The organism is Pseudomonas sp. PONIH3 (assembly GCF_002934345.1).
GTDB lineage: Bacteria > Pseudomonadota > Gammaproteobacteria > Pseudomonadales > Pseudomonadaceae > Aquipseudomonas > Aquipseudomonas soli.
Genome location: NZ_CP026386.1, coordinates 1,582,775 through 1,600,893, shown reverse-complemented (window position 1 = coordinate 1,600,893; position 18,119 = coordinate 1,582,775). Strand labels below are relative to the sequence as shown.

The following is an 18,119-nucleotide window of genomic DNA, read 5'->3' as shown; positions in this document are numbered from 1 at the left end:
CTAAAGACCAAATGGCTCTTTGCTTATGCTTGCCCTGCATTGGGGACGCTGCCTATTGCTTGGGAAACAACGCATTGCCACAGCGCGAACAGAACGCCGCGCCATGCTCGTGGTGGTGCTTGGCGCAGGTCGGGCAGTCATGCTGCAACTGTTCGCCGCGCATGGCGTTGGCCAGCTCGGCGGTGAAGATGCCGGTGGGCACGGCGATGATCGAGTAACCGGTGATCATCACCAGCGACGACAGTACCTGCCCCAGCGGCGTGGTCGGCACGATATCGCCGAAGCCCACGGTGGTGAGGGTGACGATGGCCCAGTAGATGCCCTTGGGGATGCTGGTGAAGCCATGCTCCGGCCCTTCGATCACGTACATCAACGTGCCGAACACGGTCACCAGGGTCGACACGCTGACCAGGAACACGATGATCTTCTGCTTGCTGCCCTGCAGCGCCGCCAACAGGTAATGGGCCTGCTTCAAGTACGGGCTGAGCTTGAGCACGCGGAAGATCCGCAGCATGCGCACCACGCGGATGATCAGCAGGTACTGGGCGTCGCTGTAGTACAGGGCGATGATCCCCGGCACGATCGCCAGCAGGTCGACCAGCCCGTAGAAGCTGAATGCATAGCGCAGTGGCTTGGGCGAACAGTACAGGCGGGTGATGTACTCGGCGAGGAAGATCGCCGTGAAACCCCACTCTATGCCGGCCAGCAACCCGGCGTAGTTCTGGTGAACGTCGTCGATGCTGTCGAGGATCACCGTGACCAGGCTGGCGAGGATGATCAGCAGGAGGATCTTGTCGAAGCGTCTGCCAGCCGTGGTGTCGGTCTGGAAGACGATGACGTAGAGCCGCTCGCGCAGGCTCGAAGGGTTGTCCATGGGCTCGTTCCATTGTGTGGATGGGCAGAGCCTAGGGGCTGGGTATCAGCTGTGCAAGCGAGGCGCGTTGCGGCGCTGGTTGAGCTGCACCAGGTGGTTGCCCAGGTGCATCAGCCAGCACGCGGTCACGAACGGCGCGGTCAACCCGGCGATCGGCAGCAGGTTGAACAGCGGTTGCAGCAGCAGGGCGCAGGCGATGGCGAGCAAGGTCACCCAGGGTTTCTCGCCCTGGCGACTGAAGGCCAGGGCCGCGAGGGCTGCGTTGAAGCCATGCAACCCCAGCCACGCGGCCTGCGTTTCTCCAGCCAGCAGCGCGACACCACCGCCGATGGCCGAGCCGATCAGCGCCCAGGTGGCGGCATAGGGGTTGGCGAAGTACATGCCGATGACGATCAGCAGGCCGGCCACGGGCTTGTCGAGCAAAAAGATCTGCCCCACGCCGCGCAGCAGGGCATACACAGGATCCGCTTCGACATAGCCGTTGGCCGACGGCTCGGTCAGCAGCAACGCGGCCCAGCCCAGCAGCACGAAGGGCGCGGTATAGGCGACCAGCAGCTCGCCGCCGCGCTTGCGCCATTGGTGGGTGAGCATGCTCGACAGGCCGCCGGCGGCGATGATCAGTGGCGGCAGGATCGCCGACCAGGGCAATACGGCGCTGATCAGGATGCCGATCAGCACGCCGTTGTAGCAGTACAGCCCGGCCTGGCGGTCGGCGCGGTCGTAGCCGCGGCGTTGGGCGGTGAGCAGGCCGGCCAGGGCGCCGAGCAGGGCGCCGCCGACCAGGTTCGGCGCGGTCAGCAGGATGGCCAGCAGACAGCACAGGCCGCACAGGGGGTTGCGCAGCAGCAGCACCTGGCTGAAGCCGTTGAGCAAGGCCGTGGCCCAGTCGGGGCACGGGTTGACGAAATTCTTGGTGTACATGGGCAGTCGGTAAGGTGAGTGGGGGAGCGGTGGACCTCTTCGGGCCTCGGTTTTCCGCAGGTTCGGTGTGTCGGGAGGGCTTTGCCCTCCTTTCGCCGCGGTTCGTCGCCACGACAAGCCGGCTCCCACAAAGGCATGCATGATTCCTGTGGGAGCCGGCTTGCCGGCGAAAAGGGGCGCACAGCGCCCCCGGCGATCTCAGGCTAGGGTCTCGATCCGCAGCGTATTAGTCGAACCCGGCTTGCCGAAAGGCACACCGGCAGTGATCAGCAGCGTGTCGCCACGACTGGCCATGCCTTGGGCCTGGGCGATTTCCAGCGCCGTCGAGACAACCTCGTCGACCTGGCGCAGGCGGTCGTTGACCACCGAGTGCACGCCCCAGGCCACGCTCAGGCGGCGGGCGGTGTTCAGGTTCGGCGTCAGGTTGAGGATCGGCGCCCGTGGCCGCTCGCGAGCGGCGCGCAGGGTGGAGTTCCCCGACTCGCTGTAGTTGACCAGCACCGCCACCGGCAGGATGCCGCTGATACGGCGGATCGCGCAGCTGATGGCGTCCGACACGGTGGCTTCGGCCTTGGGCCGGCCAACGTCGAGCTGGGCCTGGTAGTCCGGGCCGTTCTCCACCTGGCGGATGATCTTGCTCATCATCTGCACGGCCTCCAGCGGGTAGTCGCCCGAGGCGGTCTCGGCCGACAGCATCACCGCGTCGGCGCCTTCGGCCACGGCGTTGGCCACATCAGTGACCTCGGCGCGGGTCGGTGCCGGGGAGAAACGCATGGATTCGAGCATCTGCGTGGCTACCACCACAGGTTTACCCAGCTGGCGGCAGGTATTGATGATGCCCTTCTGGATCTGCGGCACGCTCTCGGCCGGCACTTCCACGCCCAGGTCGCCACGGGCGACCATGATCGCGTCGGACAGCTCGGCGATGGCCTGCAGTTGCTCGACCGCCGAGGGCTTCTCGATCTTGGCCATCAGGTAGGCGCGGTCGCCGATCAGCTCGCGTGCTTCGAGGATGTCCTGCGGGCGCTGCACGAACGACAGGGCCACCCAGTCCACGCCCAGCTCGAGGCCGAAGGTGAGGTCGCGGCGGTCCTTTTCGGTGAGCGGGGAGAGCTCGAGCACCGCTTGCGGCACGTTGACGCCCTTGCGGTCGGACAGCTCGCCGCCGGCCAGCACTTCGGTGTCGATGGCGTCGCTGTGCTTGGCGGTCACCCGCAGGCGCAGCTTGCCGTCATCGAGCAGCAGGTCCATGCCGGGCTCCAGCGCGGCGATGATCTCCGGGTGTGGCAGGTTCACGCGGCGGTTGTCGCCCGGGGTCTTGTCCAGGTCCAGGCGCAGGGCCTGGCCGCGTTGCAGTTGCACCTTGCCGTCGGCGAAGCGACCGACGCGCAGCTTCGGACCCTGCAGGTCCATGAGGATGCCCAGCGGGTAGTTGAGCTGCTGCTCGACTTCGCGGATCCACTGGTAGCGCAGGGCGTGGTCGGCGTGTTCGCCGTGGCTGAAGTTGAGGCGGAAGATGTTCACCCCGGCCTCGACCAACTGGCGGATGTCATCGATGCCCTTGATCGCAGGCCCGAGGGTGGCGAGGATTTTTACTTTTTTATCAGGCGTCATGAGGGTCGGTCTCGAGGATCAGGATGGCGCGGAAGTCATTGACGTTGGTGCGGGTCGGCTCGGTGACGATCAGCGCGTCGAGCGCGGCGAAGTAGCCGTAGCCGTTGTTGTTGTCCAGCTCATCGCTGGCCGACAGGCCCAGGGCCTCGGCGAGGGCGTGGCTGTCCGGGGTCATGAAGGCGCCGGCGTTGTCCTCGGAGCCGTCGATGCCGTCGGTATCGCCGGCCAATGCGTACACCCCCGGCAGGCCCTTGAGGCTTTCGGTAAGGCTGAGCAGGAACTCGGCGTTGCGCCCGCCACGGCCATTGCCGCGCACGGTGACGGTGGTCTCGCCGCCGGACAGGATCACGCAGGGCGCCTTCAGCGGCTGGCCGTGCAGGACGACCTGGCGGGCGATGCCGGCATGCACCTTGGCCACCTCGCGCGACTCGCCTTCCAGGTCACCGAGGATCAGCGGGCTGAAGCCGGCCTGGCGGGCTTTCACCGCGGCGGCCTCGAGCGATTGCTGGGGCCGGGCGATCAGCTGGAAGTGGCTGCGCGAAAGGGCGGGGTCGTCGGCCTTGACGGTTTCCGATGCCGGATTGTTGAGCCAGTCGATGACGGCCTTGGGCGCTTCGATGTTGTAGCGCTTGAGGATCGCCAGGGCGTCGGCCGAGGTGCTGGGGTCGGCCACGGTGGGGCCGGAGGCGATGACCGTGGCCAGGTCGCCGGGTACATCGGAAATCGCGTAGGTATAGACGGTGGCCGGCCAGCAGGCCTTGGCCAGGCGCCCGCCCTTGATCGCCGAGAGGTGCTTGCGCACGCAGTTCATCTCGCCGATGGTGGCGCCGGACTTCAGCAGTGCCTTGTTGATCTGCTGCTTGTCGGCCAGGGTCAGACCTTCGGCGGGCAGGGCCAGCAGGGCGGAACCGCCGCCGGAGAGCAGGAAGATGACGCGGTCGTCTTCGCTGAGGTTGCTGACCAGCGCGAGCACGCGCTTGGCCACGGCCAGGCCGGCGGCATCGGGGACCGGGTGGGCGGCTTCGACCACCTCGATCTTCTGGCAGCTGGCGCCGTGGCCGTAGCGGGTCACGACCAGGCCCGAGACCTCGCCCTGCCAGCTCTTTTCGACCACTTCGGCCATGGCGGCGGCGGCCTTGCCGGCGCCGATGACGATGACCCGGCCGCTACGGTCGGCGGGCAGGTGGGGTTCGAGGACCTGACGGGGGTGGGCGGCAGCGATGGCTGTGTCGAACAGCTCGCGCAGGAATTTTTGTGGATCGACCGACATGGCAGGCTCCCAGATTCTTGTTGTTCTGCAAAATCGAAAACGCCCCTGGAACTGCCTCCGTGCAGGCCGAACCAGGGGCGGGTGTTGCTCGGGGTCACCTTTCGACCTGTGGTTGCAGGAGAACGGTGTTGGATTCATCGCCGGCAAGCCGGCAAAAGGGCTGCGCAGCAGCCCCCGGATTCAAATCACTTGTCGTCGCGGATCGAGAAGTTGGCCATGTGCTCCAGGCCCTTGATCAGCGCCGAGTGGTCCCAGTTGCCGCCGCCCAGGGCCTGGCAGGTGTTGAACACTTGCTGGGCATTGGAGGTGTTGGGCAGGTTGATGCCCAGCTCCTTGGCGCCTTGCAGGGCCAGGTTCAGGTCCTTCTGGTGCAGGTTGATGCGGAAGCCTGGGTCGAAGGTGCCCTTGATCATGCGCTCGGCATGCACTTCGAGGATCTTCGAGGAAGCGAAGCCGCCCATCAGTGCTTCACGCACCTTGGCCGGGTCGGCGCCGTTCTTGGCGGCGAACAGCAGGGCTTCGGCAACGGCCTGGATGTTCAGGGCGACGATGATCTGGTTGGCCACCTTGGCGGTCTGGCCGTCGCCGTTACCACCGACGCGGGTGATGTTCTTGCCCATGGCTTCGAACAGCGGCAGGGCGCGCTCGAAGGCTTTCGGGCAACCGCCGACCATGATGCTCAGGGTCGCGGCCTTGGCACCGACTTCGCCGCCGGACACCGGGGCGTCCAGGTAGGCGGCGCCGGTGGCCTTGATCTTCTCGGCGAAGGCTTTGGTGGCGGTAGGCGAGATCGAGCTCATGTCGATCACCACCTTGTTCGGGCCCACGCCTTCGGCGACGCCGTTTTCACCGAACAGCACGCTTTCGACCTGTGGGGTGTCGGGCACCATGACGATGATGAACTCAGCTTCCTGGGCCACTTCCTTCGGGTTGGCCAGGGCCACGCCGCCAGCGGCGATCAGGTTGGCCGGAGCTGCGTCGTGGTGGGTCGAGACGAAGATGCTGTGACCTGCTTTTTGCAGGTTCTGGGCCATGGGGTTGCCCATGATGCCGGTGCCGATGAAACCGATTTTAGCCATGAGAGATTACCTCGTTGTAATTGTTGAATCTCGATGGAGCAGGCGGTGCAGGCCTTTCAGGAGCGGGCCTGCGCTCGGCCTTCAGATTGCGTTATGCGTCTTCAGCCAGCCCAAACCCGCCTCGGTGGTGGTCTTGGGCTTGTACTCCGCGCCCACCCAGCCCTGGTAGCCGATGCGGTCCAGGTGCTCGAACAGGAAGCGGTAGTTGATCTCGCCGGTACCCGGCTCGTGGCGGCCCGGGTTGTCGGCCAGATGCACGTGGTTGATCAGCTTGAGGTTGGTTTCCAGGGTGCGCGCCAGGTCACCTTCCATGATCTGCATGTGGTAGATGTCGTACTGCAGGAACAGGTTGTCGCTGCCCACCTCGGCCTGGATTTCCAGGGCCTGTTTCGTGGTGTTCAGGTAGAAGCCCGGGATGTCGCGGGTGTTGATCATTTCCATGACCAGGCGGATGCCGGCGGCCTTGAGCTTGTCGGCGGCGTAGCGCAGGTTTTCCACGAAGGTCTTGCGCACGGTGGCGCAGTCCGGGCCTTGCGGACGGATGCCGGCCAGGGCGTTGACCTGGGTGTTGCCCAGCACCTTGGCGTACTCGATGGCCTTGTCGACGCCTGCGCGGAACTCTTCGACGCGGTCGGGGTGGCAGGTGATGCCGCGCTCACCTTTCGACCAGTCGCCGGCCGGCAGGTTGAACAGCACCTGGGTCAGGCCATGGGCGTCGAGCTGCTGCTTGATCTCGGCGGCGCTGAAATCGTACGGGAAGAGGTATTCGACGCCGCTGAAACCAGCGTCGGCGGCGGCCTTGAAGCGAGCCAGGAAGTCCTGTTCGGTGAACAGCATGGACAGGTTGGCGGCGAAGCGAGGCATAAGTCGTCTCCTTGCGTTGATTGCCCCCGCGCGCGGCGCGGGGGCGTCAGGCGATCAGTCCAGCAGCGAGATGGCGGTCGGCGCGTCGTTGCCGACCAGGGCGAGGTCTTCGAACTCATTGACCGCGTTGATCTCGGTGCCCATGGAAATGTTGGTCACACGCTCGAGAATCACTTCGACCACCACCGGCACGCGGAACTCTTCGGCCATCTTCTGCGCCTTGAGCAGGGCAGGGGCGATCTCGGCCGGTTGGAACACGCGGATGGCCTTGCAGCCCAGGCCCTCGACCACGGCGACGTGGTCGACACCGTAGGTGGCGGCGTCGGTGGAATTGATGTTCTCGAACGCCAGTTGTACACAGTAATCCATGTCGAAACCACGCTGCGCCTGGCGGATCAGGCCGAGGTAGGCGTTGTTCACCAGCACGTGGACGTAGGGCAGGTTGAACTGCGCGCCCACCGCGAGCTCTTCGATCATGAACTGGAAGTCGTAGTCACCGGACAGCGCGACCACCTTGCGTTTCGGGTCGGCCTTGACCACACCCAGCGCGGCAGGGATTGTCCAGCCCAGCGGGCCGGCCTGGCCGCAGTTGATCCAGTGGCGTGGCTTGTACACGTGCAGGAACTGCGCGCCGGCGATCTGCGACAGGCCGATGGTGCTGACGTAGGTAGTGTCCTTGCCGAACACTTCGTTCATTTCCTGGTACACGCGCTGTGGCTTGACCGGGACGTTGTCGAAGTTGGTCTTGCGCTGCAGGGTAGCCTTGCGTTCCTGGCAGTCTTCCAGCCAGGCCTTGCGGCACTTGAGCAGGCCTGCGGCTTTCCACTCGCGGGCCACTTCGAGGAACACGTCCAGGGCCTTGCCGGCGTCGGAAACGATACCCAGGTCAGGGGTGAACACACGGCCGATCTGGGTCGGTTCGATGTCCACGTGCACGAACTTGCGGCCTTCGGTGTAGACGTCGACGGAGCCGGTGTGGCGGTTGGCCCAGCGGTTGCCGATACCGAACACCAGGTCGGACTTGAGCATGGTCGCGTTGCCGTAGCGGTGCGAGGTCTGCAGGCCGACCATGCCGACCATCAATTCGTGATCGTCCGGGATGGTGCCCCAGCCCATCAGGGTTGGCACTACCGGTACGCCGGTCAGTTCAGCGAACTCGACCAGCTTGTCGCTGGCGTCGGCGTTGATGATGCCGCCGCCGGCTACCAGCAGCGGGCGCTCGGCGTCATTGAGCAGGGCCAGGGCTTTTTCGGCCTGTACGCGAGTGGCGGCTGGCTTGTTGATCGCCAGTGGCTCGTAGGCATCGATGTCGAACTCGATCTCGGCCATCTGCACGTCGAACGGCAGGTCGATCAGCACCGGGCCTGGGCGGCCAGTACGCATCTCAAAGAAGGCCTTCTGGAACGCGTAGGGCACTTGGCCCGGCTCCAGCACGGTGGTCGCCCACTTGGTCACCGGCTTGACGATGCTGGTGATGTCGACGGCCTGGAAGTCTTCCTTGTGCAGGCGGGCACGCGGGGCCTGGCCGGTGATGCACAGGATCGGGATGGAGTCGGCCGAGGCGCTGTACAGGCCGGTGACCATGTCGGTGCCGGCAGGGCCGGAGGTGCCGATGCACACGCCGATGTTGCCCGGGTTGGCGCGGGTGTAGCCCTCGGCCATGTGCGAGGCGCCTTCGACGTGGCGAGCGAGGACGTGATCGATGCCACCGACTTTTTTCAGGGCCGAGTACAGCGGGTTGATCGCGGCGCCGGGAATGCCGAACGCGGTATCTACACCTTCACGGCGCATGACCAGAACGGCTGCATCGATTGCTCTCATTTTGCTCATGGTTTGTGCCTCATCGATTTTGTAATTGTATACAACTTGCGTTGCGGCAGAGTGTATTCATGGTCGACGCAAAAGGTCAATCCATTTTCGTCGGTGGGTTTGACTTGCTGGTCATGGCGAAAAAGGGCGGCATTTCGTCGCAGTGAGACACATTGGATCAGAAAATTGTATACAAACAGTGTCTTTGTTGTGTTCTATCTTGTCTATTGGTTTTCAACTGCCCTCAGGGCTTCTCACAACAAGAAGAGGACCTTTTCATGAACGCATTGACCCTCAAACAGGCCGTGGGCGTGGTAAATGCCGCGTTGTCCGCAGGCCGCAAGATCAACGCCGCGCCCTTGACCGTGGCGGTGCTCGACGCCGGCGGGCATCTGCTGGCGTTGCAGCGCGAGGATGGCGCCAGTTTGCTGCGCCCCGAGGTGGCCATTGGCAAAGCCTGGGGCGCGGTGGCGCTGGGCAAGGGTTCGCGCCTGCTGGCGCTGGACTCGCAGCAGCGCCCCGCCTTTTATGCGGCTTTGAACGGGCTCGGCGAGCGACCTGTGGTGCCGGTGCCAGGGGGCGTGCTGATCCGTGATCAGGAGGGCAAGGTGCTGGGGGCGGTGGGGATCAGCGGGGATACGTCGGATATCGACGAGCAGTGCGCGATCAGTGCGATCGAAGAGGTGGGGCTGACGGCGGACGCGGGGGTTGCAGCCTGATCAGGCTTTAGAACTATCGCGGGGCAAGCCCGCTCCCATGACCTGGACTTTTCCCTAAGGTATTGAATGCTTAGGGCAGTTCAGGTCGTGGGAGCGGGCTTGCCTCGCGATTGCGATGGTTCAGGCCACCTCTGGCTCGCAGCCCTTCAGCACCAGGCGGATGATGGTCTCCGCCGCTGCATCGTAGTCGCTGTCGGCCAGTTTGGCCTTGCCGGTCACCACGGCGATCTGCCAGTCGAAATCCGCGTAGGTTTGCGTCGCCGCCCAGATGCTGAACATCAAATGGTGCGGGTCGACGTGAGCGATCTGGCCGCGCTCGATCCAGCGCTGGATGCACTCGATGTTGTGGCGGGCCTGCTCGTTGAGCTGCTCCACCTGGCGCGGCGACAGGTGCGGCGCTCCATGCATGATCTCGCTGGCGAACACCTTGGAGGCGTGGGGCAGGTCGCGGGAGATGCGGATCTTCGAGCGGATGTACGCGCTGAGCACTTCTTTCGGATCGCCGTCGGCGTTGAACGGTGTCGAGGCCTGCATGATCGGCGCGATGATGCTCTCGAGCACCTCGCGGTAGAGGTTTTCCTTCGACTTGAAGTAGTAGTACACGTTCGGCTTGGGCAGGCCGGCCTTGGCCGCGATATCGCTGGTCTTGGTGGCGGCGAAGCCCTTGTCGGCGAATTCTTCACTGGCTGCGCGCAGGATCAATTCCTTGTTGCGCTCGCGAATGGTGCTCATTGTCGGGAATCTTCCTCGGGTCTGGCCCCTCCAAGAGGGGTCCGGCATGGTAGCACCCGCTCGGACGGGCGCTCAAGGCAGCGTCTTTGGGCTAGAATCCCGGCCATTCGAACCTACTGGAAACATTTTGACATGGCAGGAAGCAGCTTACTGGTATTGATCGACGATATCGCCACGGTCCTCGACGATGTCTCGTTGATGACCAAGGTCGCGGCGAAGAAGACCGCCGGGGTGCTGGGCGACGACCTGGCGCTCAACGCCCAGCAGGTCACCGGTGTGCGCGCCGAACGCGAGATCCCGGTGGTGTGGGCGGTGGCCAAGGGCTCGCTGGTGAACAAGGCGATCCTGGTGCCGGCGGCGCTGCTGATCAGTGCGTTCATTCCCTGGGCGGTGATTCCGCTGCTGATGGTCGGTGGCGCCTACCTGTGCTTCGAGGGCTTCGAGAAGCTGGCGCACAAGTTCCTGCACAGCAAGGCCGAGGACGACGCGCAGCATGAAGCGCGCAAGGCGGCCGTGGCCGACGAGCAGGTCGACCTGGTGGCCTTTGAGAAGAGCAAGATCAAGGGCGCTGTGCGCACCGACTTCATCCTCTCCGCCGAGATCATCGCCATCACCCTTGGCACCGTGGCCGATGCGCCGCTGAGCCAGCAGATCATCGTGCTGTCGGGGATCGCCATCGTCATGACCCTGGGGGTGTATGGCCTGGTGGCAGGCATCGTCAAGCTCGATGACCTGGGGCTGTGGATGACCAAGAAAGCCTCGGCGCTGAGCCAGGCGGTGGGCAACGGCATCCTGCGCGCCGCGCCGTACATGATGAAAAGCCTGTCGGTGATCGGCACCGCGGCGATGTTCCTGGTCGGTGGCGGCATCCTGGTGCATGGCATCGCGCCGCTGCATCACGCCATCGAGGCGTTCAGCGAAGGACGGGGCGGGGCGTTGACCGGGGCACTGCTCAATGGTGTGGCGGGGGTGATTGCGGGGGCTGTGGTGCTGGCGGTGGTTGCTGTCGTGAGCAAGTTCTGGCGGGCGCTAAGACCCGCGAACTGAGGCGCCTGGCCGGGGCTTGCCCCGGTTCGCCGGCAAGCCGGCTCCCACAGGAACAGCACGATCACTGTGGGGCCGGCTTACACTCGGATCAGAAGTGAACCTTGACCAGGAAGCTCATGGTGTTCTGATCGGTAGTGAAGGCATCGCTGTCCTTGATGCCGTACTTGTTCTTCCAGTAGTCGTACTCGATACCCACGTACAACTGCTTCTCGCCCAGGTGCAGCGCTTTGCCCAGGTCGTACTTGACCTGCGGGTTGAAGTGCAGGTTCGCCTGGTAGGTGCCGCGACGGTTCTCGTCGTTGTCCACCACCCAGTCCATGAAGCCGTCGATGAGAATGTCGGACGAACCCACGGGGATGGTGTAGGACCAGACCGGGGTGATCTGCCAGACATTGTCGCCCGGACGGCTGCCGTCGGTGGTGCGCTGGTAGAAGTTCAGCTGGAAGTAGTCGAAGCCTGGGATCGCCAGGTCGAAGCCGGGGCCGATCAGGTAGGACTCGGTGTCACCCTCGCCGAACTCGTAGGTCATGGCCAGCAGCACGTCCTTGACCGGGCCGAACTCGAGCTTCTGGTCGAAGATCTTGCCGAACGACAGGCGTGGACTGAACTCGCCGTAGTAGGTGTTCGGGCCGTTGCTGGCGTCCTTCTTGCCTTGATAGAAGATCTTGTCGAGGAAGAAGAAGTTGTCGCCGTACTTCCACGCATCGGCGTGCTCGAAGGTCACGGTCTGCTGGATCTCGGGGTTGACCTTGAAGTTCTTGCCCCACAGGTAGGTCAGGCTGTTGTTCTGCCATTGCAGCAGGTCACCGGCTTGGCTGGCGCCGCAGGCCAGCAGGCCGCCGGCGAGGATCAGGCTATTGATGGTACGCATTGCGTGTGTCGCTCCCTTTATTGGATCTGTTGTCAGCGCTCGGGCGCTGTTCTTGTCTTTTGGGTCAGCTTTTTTCAATTGGCCACAGCTGTTTGGCAAGAGCTGCGCCAACTTTTCCACGTTGGGCACAACCATCCTGCTCGACGTCTTTCTGAACGGATGAAATGGGTATTTCACGCTGGCAACACGTTGGCCAACCGCCCGGAAACATTGACTGAGCGGTCAGCAAACGCGGGCGGGATCCTTCCCGCCCCGATCGAGGGGGCGCGCAGATTACTCACTTGCGCGCCGGGCCTCAAGTGCTCCGTCCTGGAGCACGGTGGTGCAAATTTGGGCGTTCGGTCAGTTTTTCAGAAGTGCACCTTCACCAGGGCGCTGGCCACGCTCTGGTTGCTGTCCACGTTGCCGTGGCTGTCGATGCCGTACTTGTCCTTCCAATAGCTGTACTCGAAGCCGACGTAAAGCTGCTTGGCGCCCAGGTTCAGGGCCTTGCCCAGGTCGTATTTGACCTGTGGGTTGAACTGCAGGTTGGCGTGGTAGGTGCCGCGACGGGTCTGGTCGTTGTCGACCACCCAGTCGATGTAACCGTCGATCAGAATGTCGGACTTGCCCACCGGGATGGTGTAGGACCAGGCCGGGGTGATCTGCCAGACGTTGTCGCCGGGGCGGCTGCCTTCGGTGTTGCGCAGGTAGAAGTTCAGGGTGAAGTAGTTGAAGCCGGGCACGTTCAGGTCGAAGCCGGGGCCGATCAGGTAGGCCTCGTTGTCGCCCTCGCCACGCTCGTAGGTCATGGCCAGCAGCACGTCCTTGACCGGGCCGAAGGCCAGGTTGCGCTCGAAGATCTTGCCGAACGACAGGCGCGGGCTGAACTCACCGTAGTAGGTGGTCACGCCTTTGCCGGGGTCGGCCTTGCCGTTGTAGAAGATCTTGTCGACGAACAGGAAGGTGTCGCCGTACTTCCACTTGTTGGCGTGCTCGAAGGTGATGGTCTGCTGGATATCGGGGTTGACCTTGAAGTCCTTGCCGTAGAGATAGGACAGGCTTTCGCCGTGCCACTGCAGCCATTCGCCGGCATGGGCGGGGAGGGTGGCCAGCAGGCTGCTGCCCAGCAGGACGGAGGTGGTGATGCGCTTCATGTTGTGATTCCCGGACTTATTGTTTTTGTAAGGGCTTTTTCGGCGCGCAGGCGCCCCGGACGGCCCATTCCGGCGGGCCGACGGTACTGCGTTACCACAGGGTTGAAGCGGGGCGGCCAGAGCGGCGCCGCCCCTGGTCACTCAATGCTGGTGACAGGCATCGTTGTGCGCGGCGCGGTCGGCGCCGCCGAGGATGTTGAACAGCAGGTTCAGTACCAGGGCGCTGAGGGTGGCCATGGCGATGCCACTGTGGGTGATGGGTTCCATCCACTGCGGCATCTGCGCGAAGAACTCCGGGCGCACCACCGGGATCAGGCCAAAGCCGACGCTGACGGCGACCAGCAGCTGGTTGCGTCGGTCGGAGATGTCTGCCTCCTGGAGGATCTTGATCCCGGTGGCGGTGACCATGCCGAACATGGCGATGGACGCGCCGCCCAGTACCGCAGGCGGGATCGAAGCGATCAGGAATGCCGCCTTGGGCAGCAGGCTGAGCAGGATCAGCAGCGCGCCGGCCATCACCGTAACGTAGCGGCAGCGCACCCCGGTCATCTGCACCAGTCCGATGTTCTGGGCGAACGAGGAGTGGGTGAAGGTGTTGAAGAAGCCGGCGATGAACGACGCGCCGGCATCGCACAGCAGGCCGCGCCGCAGCATGCCCGGCGTTACTTCACGGTCGGTCACCTTGCCCAGGGCGAGGAACATGCCCGTGGACTCGACGAAGATGATCACCACCACCAGGCACATCGACAGGATCGGCGCCAGGCTGAAGGTCGGCATGCCGAAGTGCAGGGGGGTGACCACCTGCAGCCACGGCGCCTCGCTCAGGCCCGACAGGTCGACCATGCCGATGGAGCCGGCGAGCACGTAGCCCAGGCCCATGCCCACCAGTACCGACACGTTGACCCAGAACCCGCGCATGAAGCGGTTGATAAGCAGGATCACCGCCAGCACCAGGCCGGCGACCATCAGGTAGATCGGCGCGCCGAAGGCTTCGGCGTCATGGCCGCCGCCGGCCCAGTTGACCGCCACCGGGAACAGCGACAAGCCGATGGAGGTGATGACCGTGCCGGTCACCAGCGGCGGGAAGAAGCGCACGACCTTGGACATGAACGGCGCGATCAGCATGCCGAAGAACCCGGCGGCGATGGTCGCGCCGAAGATCCCCTGCAGGCCGACACCGGGCATGCCGGCCATGGCCACCATGCTGCCGACGGCGGCGAAGCTGGCGCCCATCATGACCGGCATGCGAATGCCGACCGGGCCGATACCGAAGGATTGGATGATGGTGGCAACGCCGGCGACCAGCAGGTCGGCGTTGATCAGGAAGGCGACTTCCTCGCGGGACAGGCCCGCCGCCTGGCCGATGATCAGCGGCACCGCGATGGCGCCGCCGTACATCAGCAGAACGTGTTGCAGACCCACCAGGATCAGCTGGAACAAAGGCAGGGGCTGTCGTGGCGGCGCAACAGGGATGTACGCCTTGGGTGACTCGGACATGCAGCACCTCGAGTTTTGTTTTTATTCTCGGATCCAAGCGGGCGGCTTCACGTGGCAGTCTCCGGTAAAGGAGGCTGGGGTTTCCGCGTGAAGCCGACCGCTCGATGCTTGCTTGTTACGTAGAGCTTGGAAGCGAGGCCGGGAGTACCGGCCTCATCGCGGGGCAAGCCCGCTCCCACGCAGTCGTGGGGTGTCTCAGTTGACCTGCGCGCCTTTGGCGATCCAGTCGCCGACCAGCTTGCGTTCCTCGACGGTCATCTGGGTGATGTTGCCAAGCGGCATGATCTGGCTGGCGACGGCCTGCGCCTGGATGCGCGCGGCCTGCGCCTGGATCTGCTGCGGGGTGTCGAACATCACGCCGCCAGGTGCGGCGCTGAACAGCGGGCTGGTCGGCTTGGCCGAGTGGCACACGGTGCAGCGTTCCTGGATGACGGTGTGGATCTTGTCGAAGGTTTCACCGCCAGCCTGGGCTGTGGCCTGGGCCGGAGCCTCGGCGGGGGGCGCAGGTTTGGCGGCTTCCTCGGCGCGCAGTTCGGCGGCGGTCTTGCCGCCCACGGCGGTGGCCGGCAGCGGTTGGTACTCGACCTTGGCGGCGGCCTGCTCAGGTGCGCTCGGCAGTGGTTTCGGGCCGGTCACGTACGCCAGGCAGATCATCGCCAGGGCGCCGACAGGCAGGGTCCAGGCGTACTTGTTGCTGTCGTGGCGGGTGTTGAAGTAGTGACGGATCAATACTGCGGCCACCGCGATCCCGGCCAGGATCAGCCAGTTGTACTGGCTGCCGTAGGTGCTCGGGAAGTGGTTGCTGATCATGATGAACAGCACTGGCAGGGTGAAGTAGTTGTTGTGGCGCGAGCGCAGCAGGCCCTTGGCCGGCAGCACCGGGTCGGGGGTCTGGTTGTTCTCGATGGCCGCCACCAGCTGGCGCTGCGCCGGCATGATGATGCGGAACACGTTGCCGACCATGATGGTGCCGATGATCGCGCCGGTGTGCAGGTAGGCGCCGCGGCCGCTGAACACCAGGCTGAAGCCCCAGCAGGCGGCGATGATCAGCACGAACAGCACGGCACCGAGCAGCGCCGGCTTCTTGCCCAGAGGCGAGTCGCAGAGGAAGTCGTAGATGAACCAGCCGGCGATCAGCGAGCCGATACCGATGGCCACGCCTTCGGCACCGCTGAGGGTGCTGCCGGGTGCCAGCAGGTACAGGGTCGGGTTCCAGTAGAACACCACGCACAGCAGGGCGATCCCGGACATCCAGGTGAAGTAGGCTTCCCATTTGAACCAGTGCAGGTTCTCGGGCATCTTCGGCGGGGCCAGCTTGTATTTTTCCAGGTGGTAAATGCCACCACCGTGGATGGCCCAGAGGTCACCCGACAACCCATCGCGCGGGTTGCTTCGATTCAGGTGGTTCTCCAGCCAGACGAAGTAGAACGATGCACCGATCCAGGCCACGCCGGTGATCATGTGAACCCAGCGAATGCTCAGGTTCAGCCATTCGTGAAGGTGTGCTTCCACAGTATGTACCTCTCGCCGGTCACGGTTCAGGCGGACCTGGGTGACCGACCTTTTCTTATTGGTGGGGATTGAGGATCAACATCTGTTCCTCGGGGAAGTAATGCTCATCGCAGTTGTTGCCGGAACCACTGCGATCAACCACCAGGAAGTCATCCCGCTTTTCGATCGTCAGCACCGGGTGGTGCCAGACGCCGCGATGGTAATTGATGCCCTGCCTGCCATTACTGCGGAAGGCGCGGACCAAGCCTGATACAGGTGCATCGCCAAGTGGCGCGACCACGATCAGAAAGGGGTTGCCGAGCAGCGGGATGAAAGCCTGGCTGCCCAGCGGATGGCGTTCCAGCATGCGCACGGTCAGCGGCATTTCCAGCGCGTCGGCGCGGAAGATGCTGATGATCGCCTTGTCTTCCGGCTCAGCGGTCTCGACCGTGGCGAGCTTGTGGAAGCGCATGGTCGAGCCGTTGTTGATCATGAAGTGGTCGCTGCCGTCGGTTTCGATCACGTCACCGAAGGGGGCGAAGGCTTCTTTGGTCAGGGGCTCGATCATCAGGGTGCGCATGCGGTTATCTCTTCTATTCGTTGTTCTGGATTTTGGTGGCCTGGCGGGCCGAGGCCCTGGGTGCGGACGCGTCACGCACTCGGGCCAGGGCGCTGCCAGCGCCTTACAGCTGCTGCAGGCGGAACAGGGCGATCAGGTTGATCTGCGCCAGGGCTTCCTTGAACTCGGCATCCGTGCCGTTGTGGATGCGCTTTTCGAAGGCCGCGAGGATCTGGTGGCGGTTGCTGCCCTTGACCGCCATGATGAACGGGAACTGGAACTTGGCCTTGTAGGCGTCGTTGAGTTCGGTGAAGCGGGCGAACTCTTCAGCGGTGCACTGGTGGATACCGGCGCCGGCCTGTTCGTTGGTGCTCGATTCGGTCAGCTCGCCCTGGATGGCGGCCTTGCCGGCCAGGTCCGGGTGAGCATTGATCAGTGCCAGTTGCTCGGCATGGCTGGCGCTGAGCAGGATGTCGCTCATGCGTTGATGCAGCGCCTCGATCTCGTCCAGCTCGGCCAGTTGCCCCAGGTCGTAGGCTTTCTCGGCGACCCACGGCGAGTGCTCGTAGATGTCGGCGAAGGCCGCGACGAAGGCGGCGCGGTCCAGGGTGGAGGGCTTGAGGGTCTTGAAGGCAGTCATCAGGCGTTCTCTTTCTTGTACGGGTGGGTGGCGTGCCAGTGGCGGGCGATGTCCACGCGTCGGGCGAACCAGACCTGCTCGTGGCTCTTGGCGTAGTCGACGAAACGCTTGAGCGCGGCCAGGCGCGCCGGGCGGCCGACCAGGCGGCAGTGCAGGCCGATGGAGAGCATCTTCGGCGCCTCGGCGCCTTCCTCGTAGAGCACGTCGAAGGCGTCCTTCAGGTACTGGAAGAACTGCTCGCCGCAGTTGAAGCCCTGCACCTGGGTGAAGCGCATGTCGTTGGTGTCGAGGGTGTAGGGGATCACCAGGTGCGGCTTGCCGGTCGGGTTGTTCGGCTCCCAGTAGGGCAGGTCGTCGTCGTAGGTGTCGCTGTCGTAGAGGAAGCCGCCTTCCTCCATCACCAGGCGCCGGGTGTTCGGGCCGGTGCGGCCGGTGTACCAGCCTTGCGGGCGTTCGCCGGTAAGCTCGGTGAGGATGCGGATGGCTTCGAGCATGTGCTCGCGCTCTTGCGCTTCATCCATGTACTGGTAGTCGATCCAGCGGTAGCCGTGGCTGCAGATCTCGTGGCCGGCCTCGACCATGGCGCGGATCACGTCGGGGTGGCGCTGGGCGGCCATGGCCACGGCGAAGATGGTCAGCGGCACGCCGCTGTCCTTGAACAGCTTGAGCAGGCGCCATACGCCGGCGCGGCTGCCGTATTCGTAGAGCGACTCCATGCTCATGTTGCGCGCGCCTTGCAGCGGCTGGGCGGCGACCATTTCGGAAAGGAACGCTTCGGACTCTTTGTCGCCATGCAGGATGTTGCGCTCGCCACCTTCTTCGTAGTTGAGCACGAAGGACAGTGCAATGCGGGCATTCCCCGGCCATTGCGGATGAGGTGGGTTGTTGCCGTAACCGATCAGGTCGCGAGGGTAGTCAGCGCTCACTGCAGTCTTCCTTCTTGTACGTATGTGCGGGTGGTGGGCGGGCCGCGTCGGGATGTCGCACCACCGGATG

At 64.2% G+C, this 18,119-nt stretch carries 17 protein-coding genes; 2 read left to right on the top strand and 15 right to left on the bottom strand.

The window, feature by feature from the left end; all coding sequences use genetic code 11:
- Positions 1-52 precede the first annotated feature (52 nt).
- From C3F42_RS07225 to gcl, 7 genes are all read right to left on the bottom strand, one after another.
- Positions 53-874: an ion transporter gene (locus C3F42_RS07225; protein ID WP_104444225.1), complete on the bottom strand. Its 822-nt coding sequence runs from the start codon at positions 872-874 to the stop codon at positions 53-55.
- A gap of 45 nt (positions 875-919) precedes the next feature.
- On the bottom strand, positions 920-1,795 hold the full coding sequence (locus C3F42_RS07220; RefSeq protein ID WP_104444224.1) for an urea transporter: 876 nt from the start codon (positions 1,793-1,795) through the stop codon (positions 920-922).
- Positions 1,796-1,993: 198 nt separating this feature from the next.
- A complete protein-coding gene (gene pyk, locus C3F42_RS07215) occupies positions 1,994-3,409 on the bottom strand; it encodes a pyruvate kinase (RefSeq protein WP_104444223.1) in 1,416 nt (471 codons plus the stop codon).
- A complete protein-coding gene (locus tag C3F42_RS07210; RefSeq protein ID WP_104444222.1) occupies positions 3,399-4,679 on the bottom strand; it encodes a glycerate kinase in 1,281 nt (426 codons plus the stop codon). The genes pyk and C3F42_RS07210 overlap by 11 nt, the downstream gene beginning before the upstream one ends.
- Positions 4,680-4,864: 185 nt before the next feature.
- The gene (locus tag C3F42_RS07205; RefSeq protein WP_023631172.1) at positions 4,865-5,758 is read right to left on the bottom strand and encodes a 2-hydroxy-3-oxopropionate reductase; all 894 of its coding nucleotides are present in this window, start codon (positions 5,756-5,758) and stop codon (positions 4,865-4,867) included.
- Positions 5,759-5,839: 81 nt separating this feature from the next.
- Positions 5,840-6,622 carry a hydroxypyruvate isomerase gene (gene hyi, locus C3F42_RS07200; protein ID WP_104444221.1) on the bottom strand — a complete coding sequence of 261 codons (783 nt, stop codon included), beginning with the start codon at positions 6,620-6,622 and terminating at the stop codon, positions 5,840-5,842.
- 54 nt (positions 6,623-6,676) lie between these two features.
- Positions 6,677-8,452 (bottom strand): glyoxylate carboligase, encoded by a 1,776-nt coding sequence (gene gcl / locus C3F42_RS07195; RefSeq protein ID WP_046856494.1) that lies wholly within the window; start codon positions 8,450-8,452, stop codon positions 6,677-6,679.
- 257 nt (positions 8,453-8,709) lie between these two features.
- Here gcl and C3F42_RS07190 point away from each other — a divergent pair, with 257 nt between their 5' ends.
- A complete protein-coding gene (locus tag C3F42_RS07190; protein ID WP_038705698.1) occupies positions 8,710-9,150 on the top strand; it encodes a heme-binding protein in 441 nt (146 codons plus the stop codon).
- Positions 9,151-9,270: 120 nt separating this feature from the next.
- Here C3F42_RS07190 and C3F42_RS07185 read toward each other — a convergent pair whose 3' ends face one another.
- On the bottom strand, positions 9,271-9,882 hold the full coding sequence (locus tag C3F42_RS07185) for a TetR/AcrR family transcriptional regulator (protein WP_023629827.1): 612 nt from the start codon (positions 9,880-9,882) through the stop codon (positions 9,271-9,273).
- A 132-nt stretch (positions 9,883-10,014) separates the two neighbouring features.
- Here C3F42_RS07185 and C3F42_RS07180 point away from each other — a divergent pair, with 132 nt between their 5' ends.
- Complete coding sequence (locus C3F42_RS07180) at positions 10,015-10,929, top strand: DUF808 domain-containing protein (protein ID WP_023629828.1); 915 nt, start codon at positions 10,015-10,017, stop codon at positions 10,927-10,929.
- An 88-nt stretch (positions 10,930-11,017) separates the two neighbouring features.
- On the opposite strand, the gene C3F42_RS07175 is transcribed toward C3F42_RS07180, so the two are convergent.
- The 7 genes from C3F42_RS07175 to puuE form a co-directional block, all read right to left on the bottom strand.
- Positions 11,018-11,800, bottom strand: coding sequence for an outer membrane protein OmpK (locus C3F42_RS07175; RefSeq protein ID WP_023629829.1), 783 nt, complete (start codon positions 11,798-11,800; stop codon positions 11,018-11,020).
- 350 nt (positions 11,801-12,150) lie between these two features.
- Entirely contained in the window at positions 12,151-12,936 is a 786-nt protein-coding gene (locus C3F42_RS07170; RefSeq protein ID WP_046856490.1) for an outer membrane protein OmpK, read from the bottom strand.
- A 141-nt stretch (positions 12,937-13,077) separates the two neighbouring features.
- Positions 13,078-14,433: a nucleobase:cation symporter-2 family protein gene (locus tag C3F42_RS07165; RefSeq protein ID WP_046856489.1), complete on the bottom strand. Its 1,356-nt coding sequence runs from the start codon at positions 14,431-14,433 to the stop codon at positions 13,078-13,080.
- A 195-nt stretch (positions 14,434-14,628) separates the two neighbouring features.
- Positions 14,629-15,945 (bottom strand): urate hydroxylase PuuD, encoded by a 1,317-nt coding sequence (locus C3F42_RS07160; RefSeq protein WP_094010613.1) that lies wholly within the window; start codon positions 15,943-15,945, stop codon positions 14,629-14,631.
- Positions 15,946-16,000: 55 nt separating this feature from the next.
- Complete coding sequence (locus C3F42_RS07155; protein WP_023631381.1) at positions 16,001-16,504, bottom strand: ureidoglycolate lyase; 504 nt, start codon at positions 16,502-16,504, stop codon at positions 16,001-16,003.
- Positions 16,505-16,607: 103 nt separating this feature from the next.
- Positions 16,608-17,123, bottom strand: coding sequence for a 2-oxo-4-hydroxy-4-carboxy-5-ureidoimidazoline decarboxylase (gene uraD, locus C3F42_RS07150; protein WP_094010612.1), 516 nt, complete (start codon positions 17,121-17,123; stop codon positions 16,608-16,610).
- A complete protein-coding gene (puuE, locus tag C3F42_RS07145; RefSeq protein ID WP_046856486.1) occupies positions 17,123-18,049 on the bottom strand; it encodes an allantoinase PuuE in 927 nt (308 codons plus the stop codon). Before puuE ends, uraD begins: the two co-directional genes overlap by 1 nt.
- Positions 18,050-18,119 lie beyond the last annotated feature (70 nt).

What these genes read in the sequence shown, in the direction of transcription:
- C3F42_RS07180 (WP_023629828.1), top strand. Translation starts at nt 10,015, where the DNA reads ATGGCAGGAAGCAGCTTACTGGTATTGATCGACGATATCGCCACGGTC.
- C3F42_RS07155 (WP_023631381.1), bottom strand. Translation starts at nt 16,504, where the DNA reads ATGCGCACCCTGATGATCGAGCCCCTGACCAAAGAAGCCTTCGCCCCC.
- C3F42_RS07170 (WP_046856490.1), bottom strand. Translation starts at nt 12,936, where the DNA reads ATGAAGCGCATCACCACCTCCGTCCTGCTGGGCAGCAGCCTGCTGGCC.
- C3F42_RS07225 (WP_104444225.1), bottom strand. Translation starts at nt 874, where the DNA reads ATGGACAACCCTTCGAGCCTGCGCGAGCGGCTCTACGTCATCGTCTTC.
- C3F42_RS07185 (WP_023629827.1), bottom strand. Translation starts at nt 9,882, where the DNA reads ATGAGCACCATTCGCGAGCGCAACAAGGAATTGATCCTGCGCGCAGCC.
- C3F42_RS07205 (WP_023631172.1), bottom strand. Translation starts at nt 5,758, where the DNA reads ATGGCTAAAATCGGTTTCATCGGCACCGGCATCATGGGCAACCCCATG.
- C3F42_RS07220 (WP_104444224.1), bottom strand. Translation starts at nt 1,795, where the DNA reads ATGTACACCAAGAATTTCGTCAACCCGTGCCCCGACTGGGCCACGGCC.
- gcl (WP_046856494.1), bottom strand. Translation starts at nt 8,452, where the DNA reads ATGAGCAAAATGAGAGCAATCGATGCAGCCGTTCTGGTCATGCGCCGT.
- pyk (WP_104444223.1), bottom strand. Translation starts at nt 3,409, where the DNA reads ATGACGCCTGATAAAAAAGTAAAAATCCTCGCCACCCTCGGGCCTGCG.
- C3F42_RS07175 (WP_023629829.1), bottom strand. Translation starts at nt 11,800, where the DNA reads ATGCGTACCATCAATAGCCTGATCCTCGCCGGCGGCCTGCTGGCCTGC.
- C3F42_RS07190 (WP_038705698.1), top strand. Translation starts at nt 8,710, where the DNA reads ATGAACGCATTGACCCTCAAACAGGCCGTGGGCGTGGTAAATGCCGCG.
- C3F42_RS07210 (WP_104444222.1), bottom strand. Translation starts at nt 4,679, where the DNA reads ATGTCGGTCGATCCACAAAAATTCCTGCGCGAGCTGTTCGACACAGCC.
- hyi (WP_104444221.1), bottom strand. Translation starts at nt 6,622, where the DNA reads ATGCCTCGCTTCGCCGCCAACCTGTCCATGCTGTTCACCGAACAGGAC.
- C3F42_RS07165 (WP_046856489.1), bottom strand. Translation starts at nt 14,433, where the DNA reads ATGTCCGAGTCACCCAAGGCGTACATCCCTGTTGCGCCGCCACGACAG.
- uraD (WP_094010612.1), bottom strand. Translation starts at nt 17,123, where the DNA reads ATGACTGCCTTCAAGACCCTCAAGCCCTCCACCCTGGACCGCGCCGCC.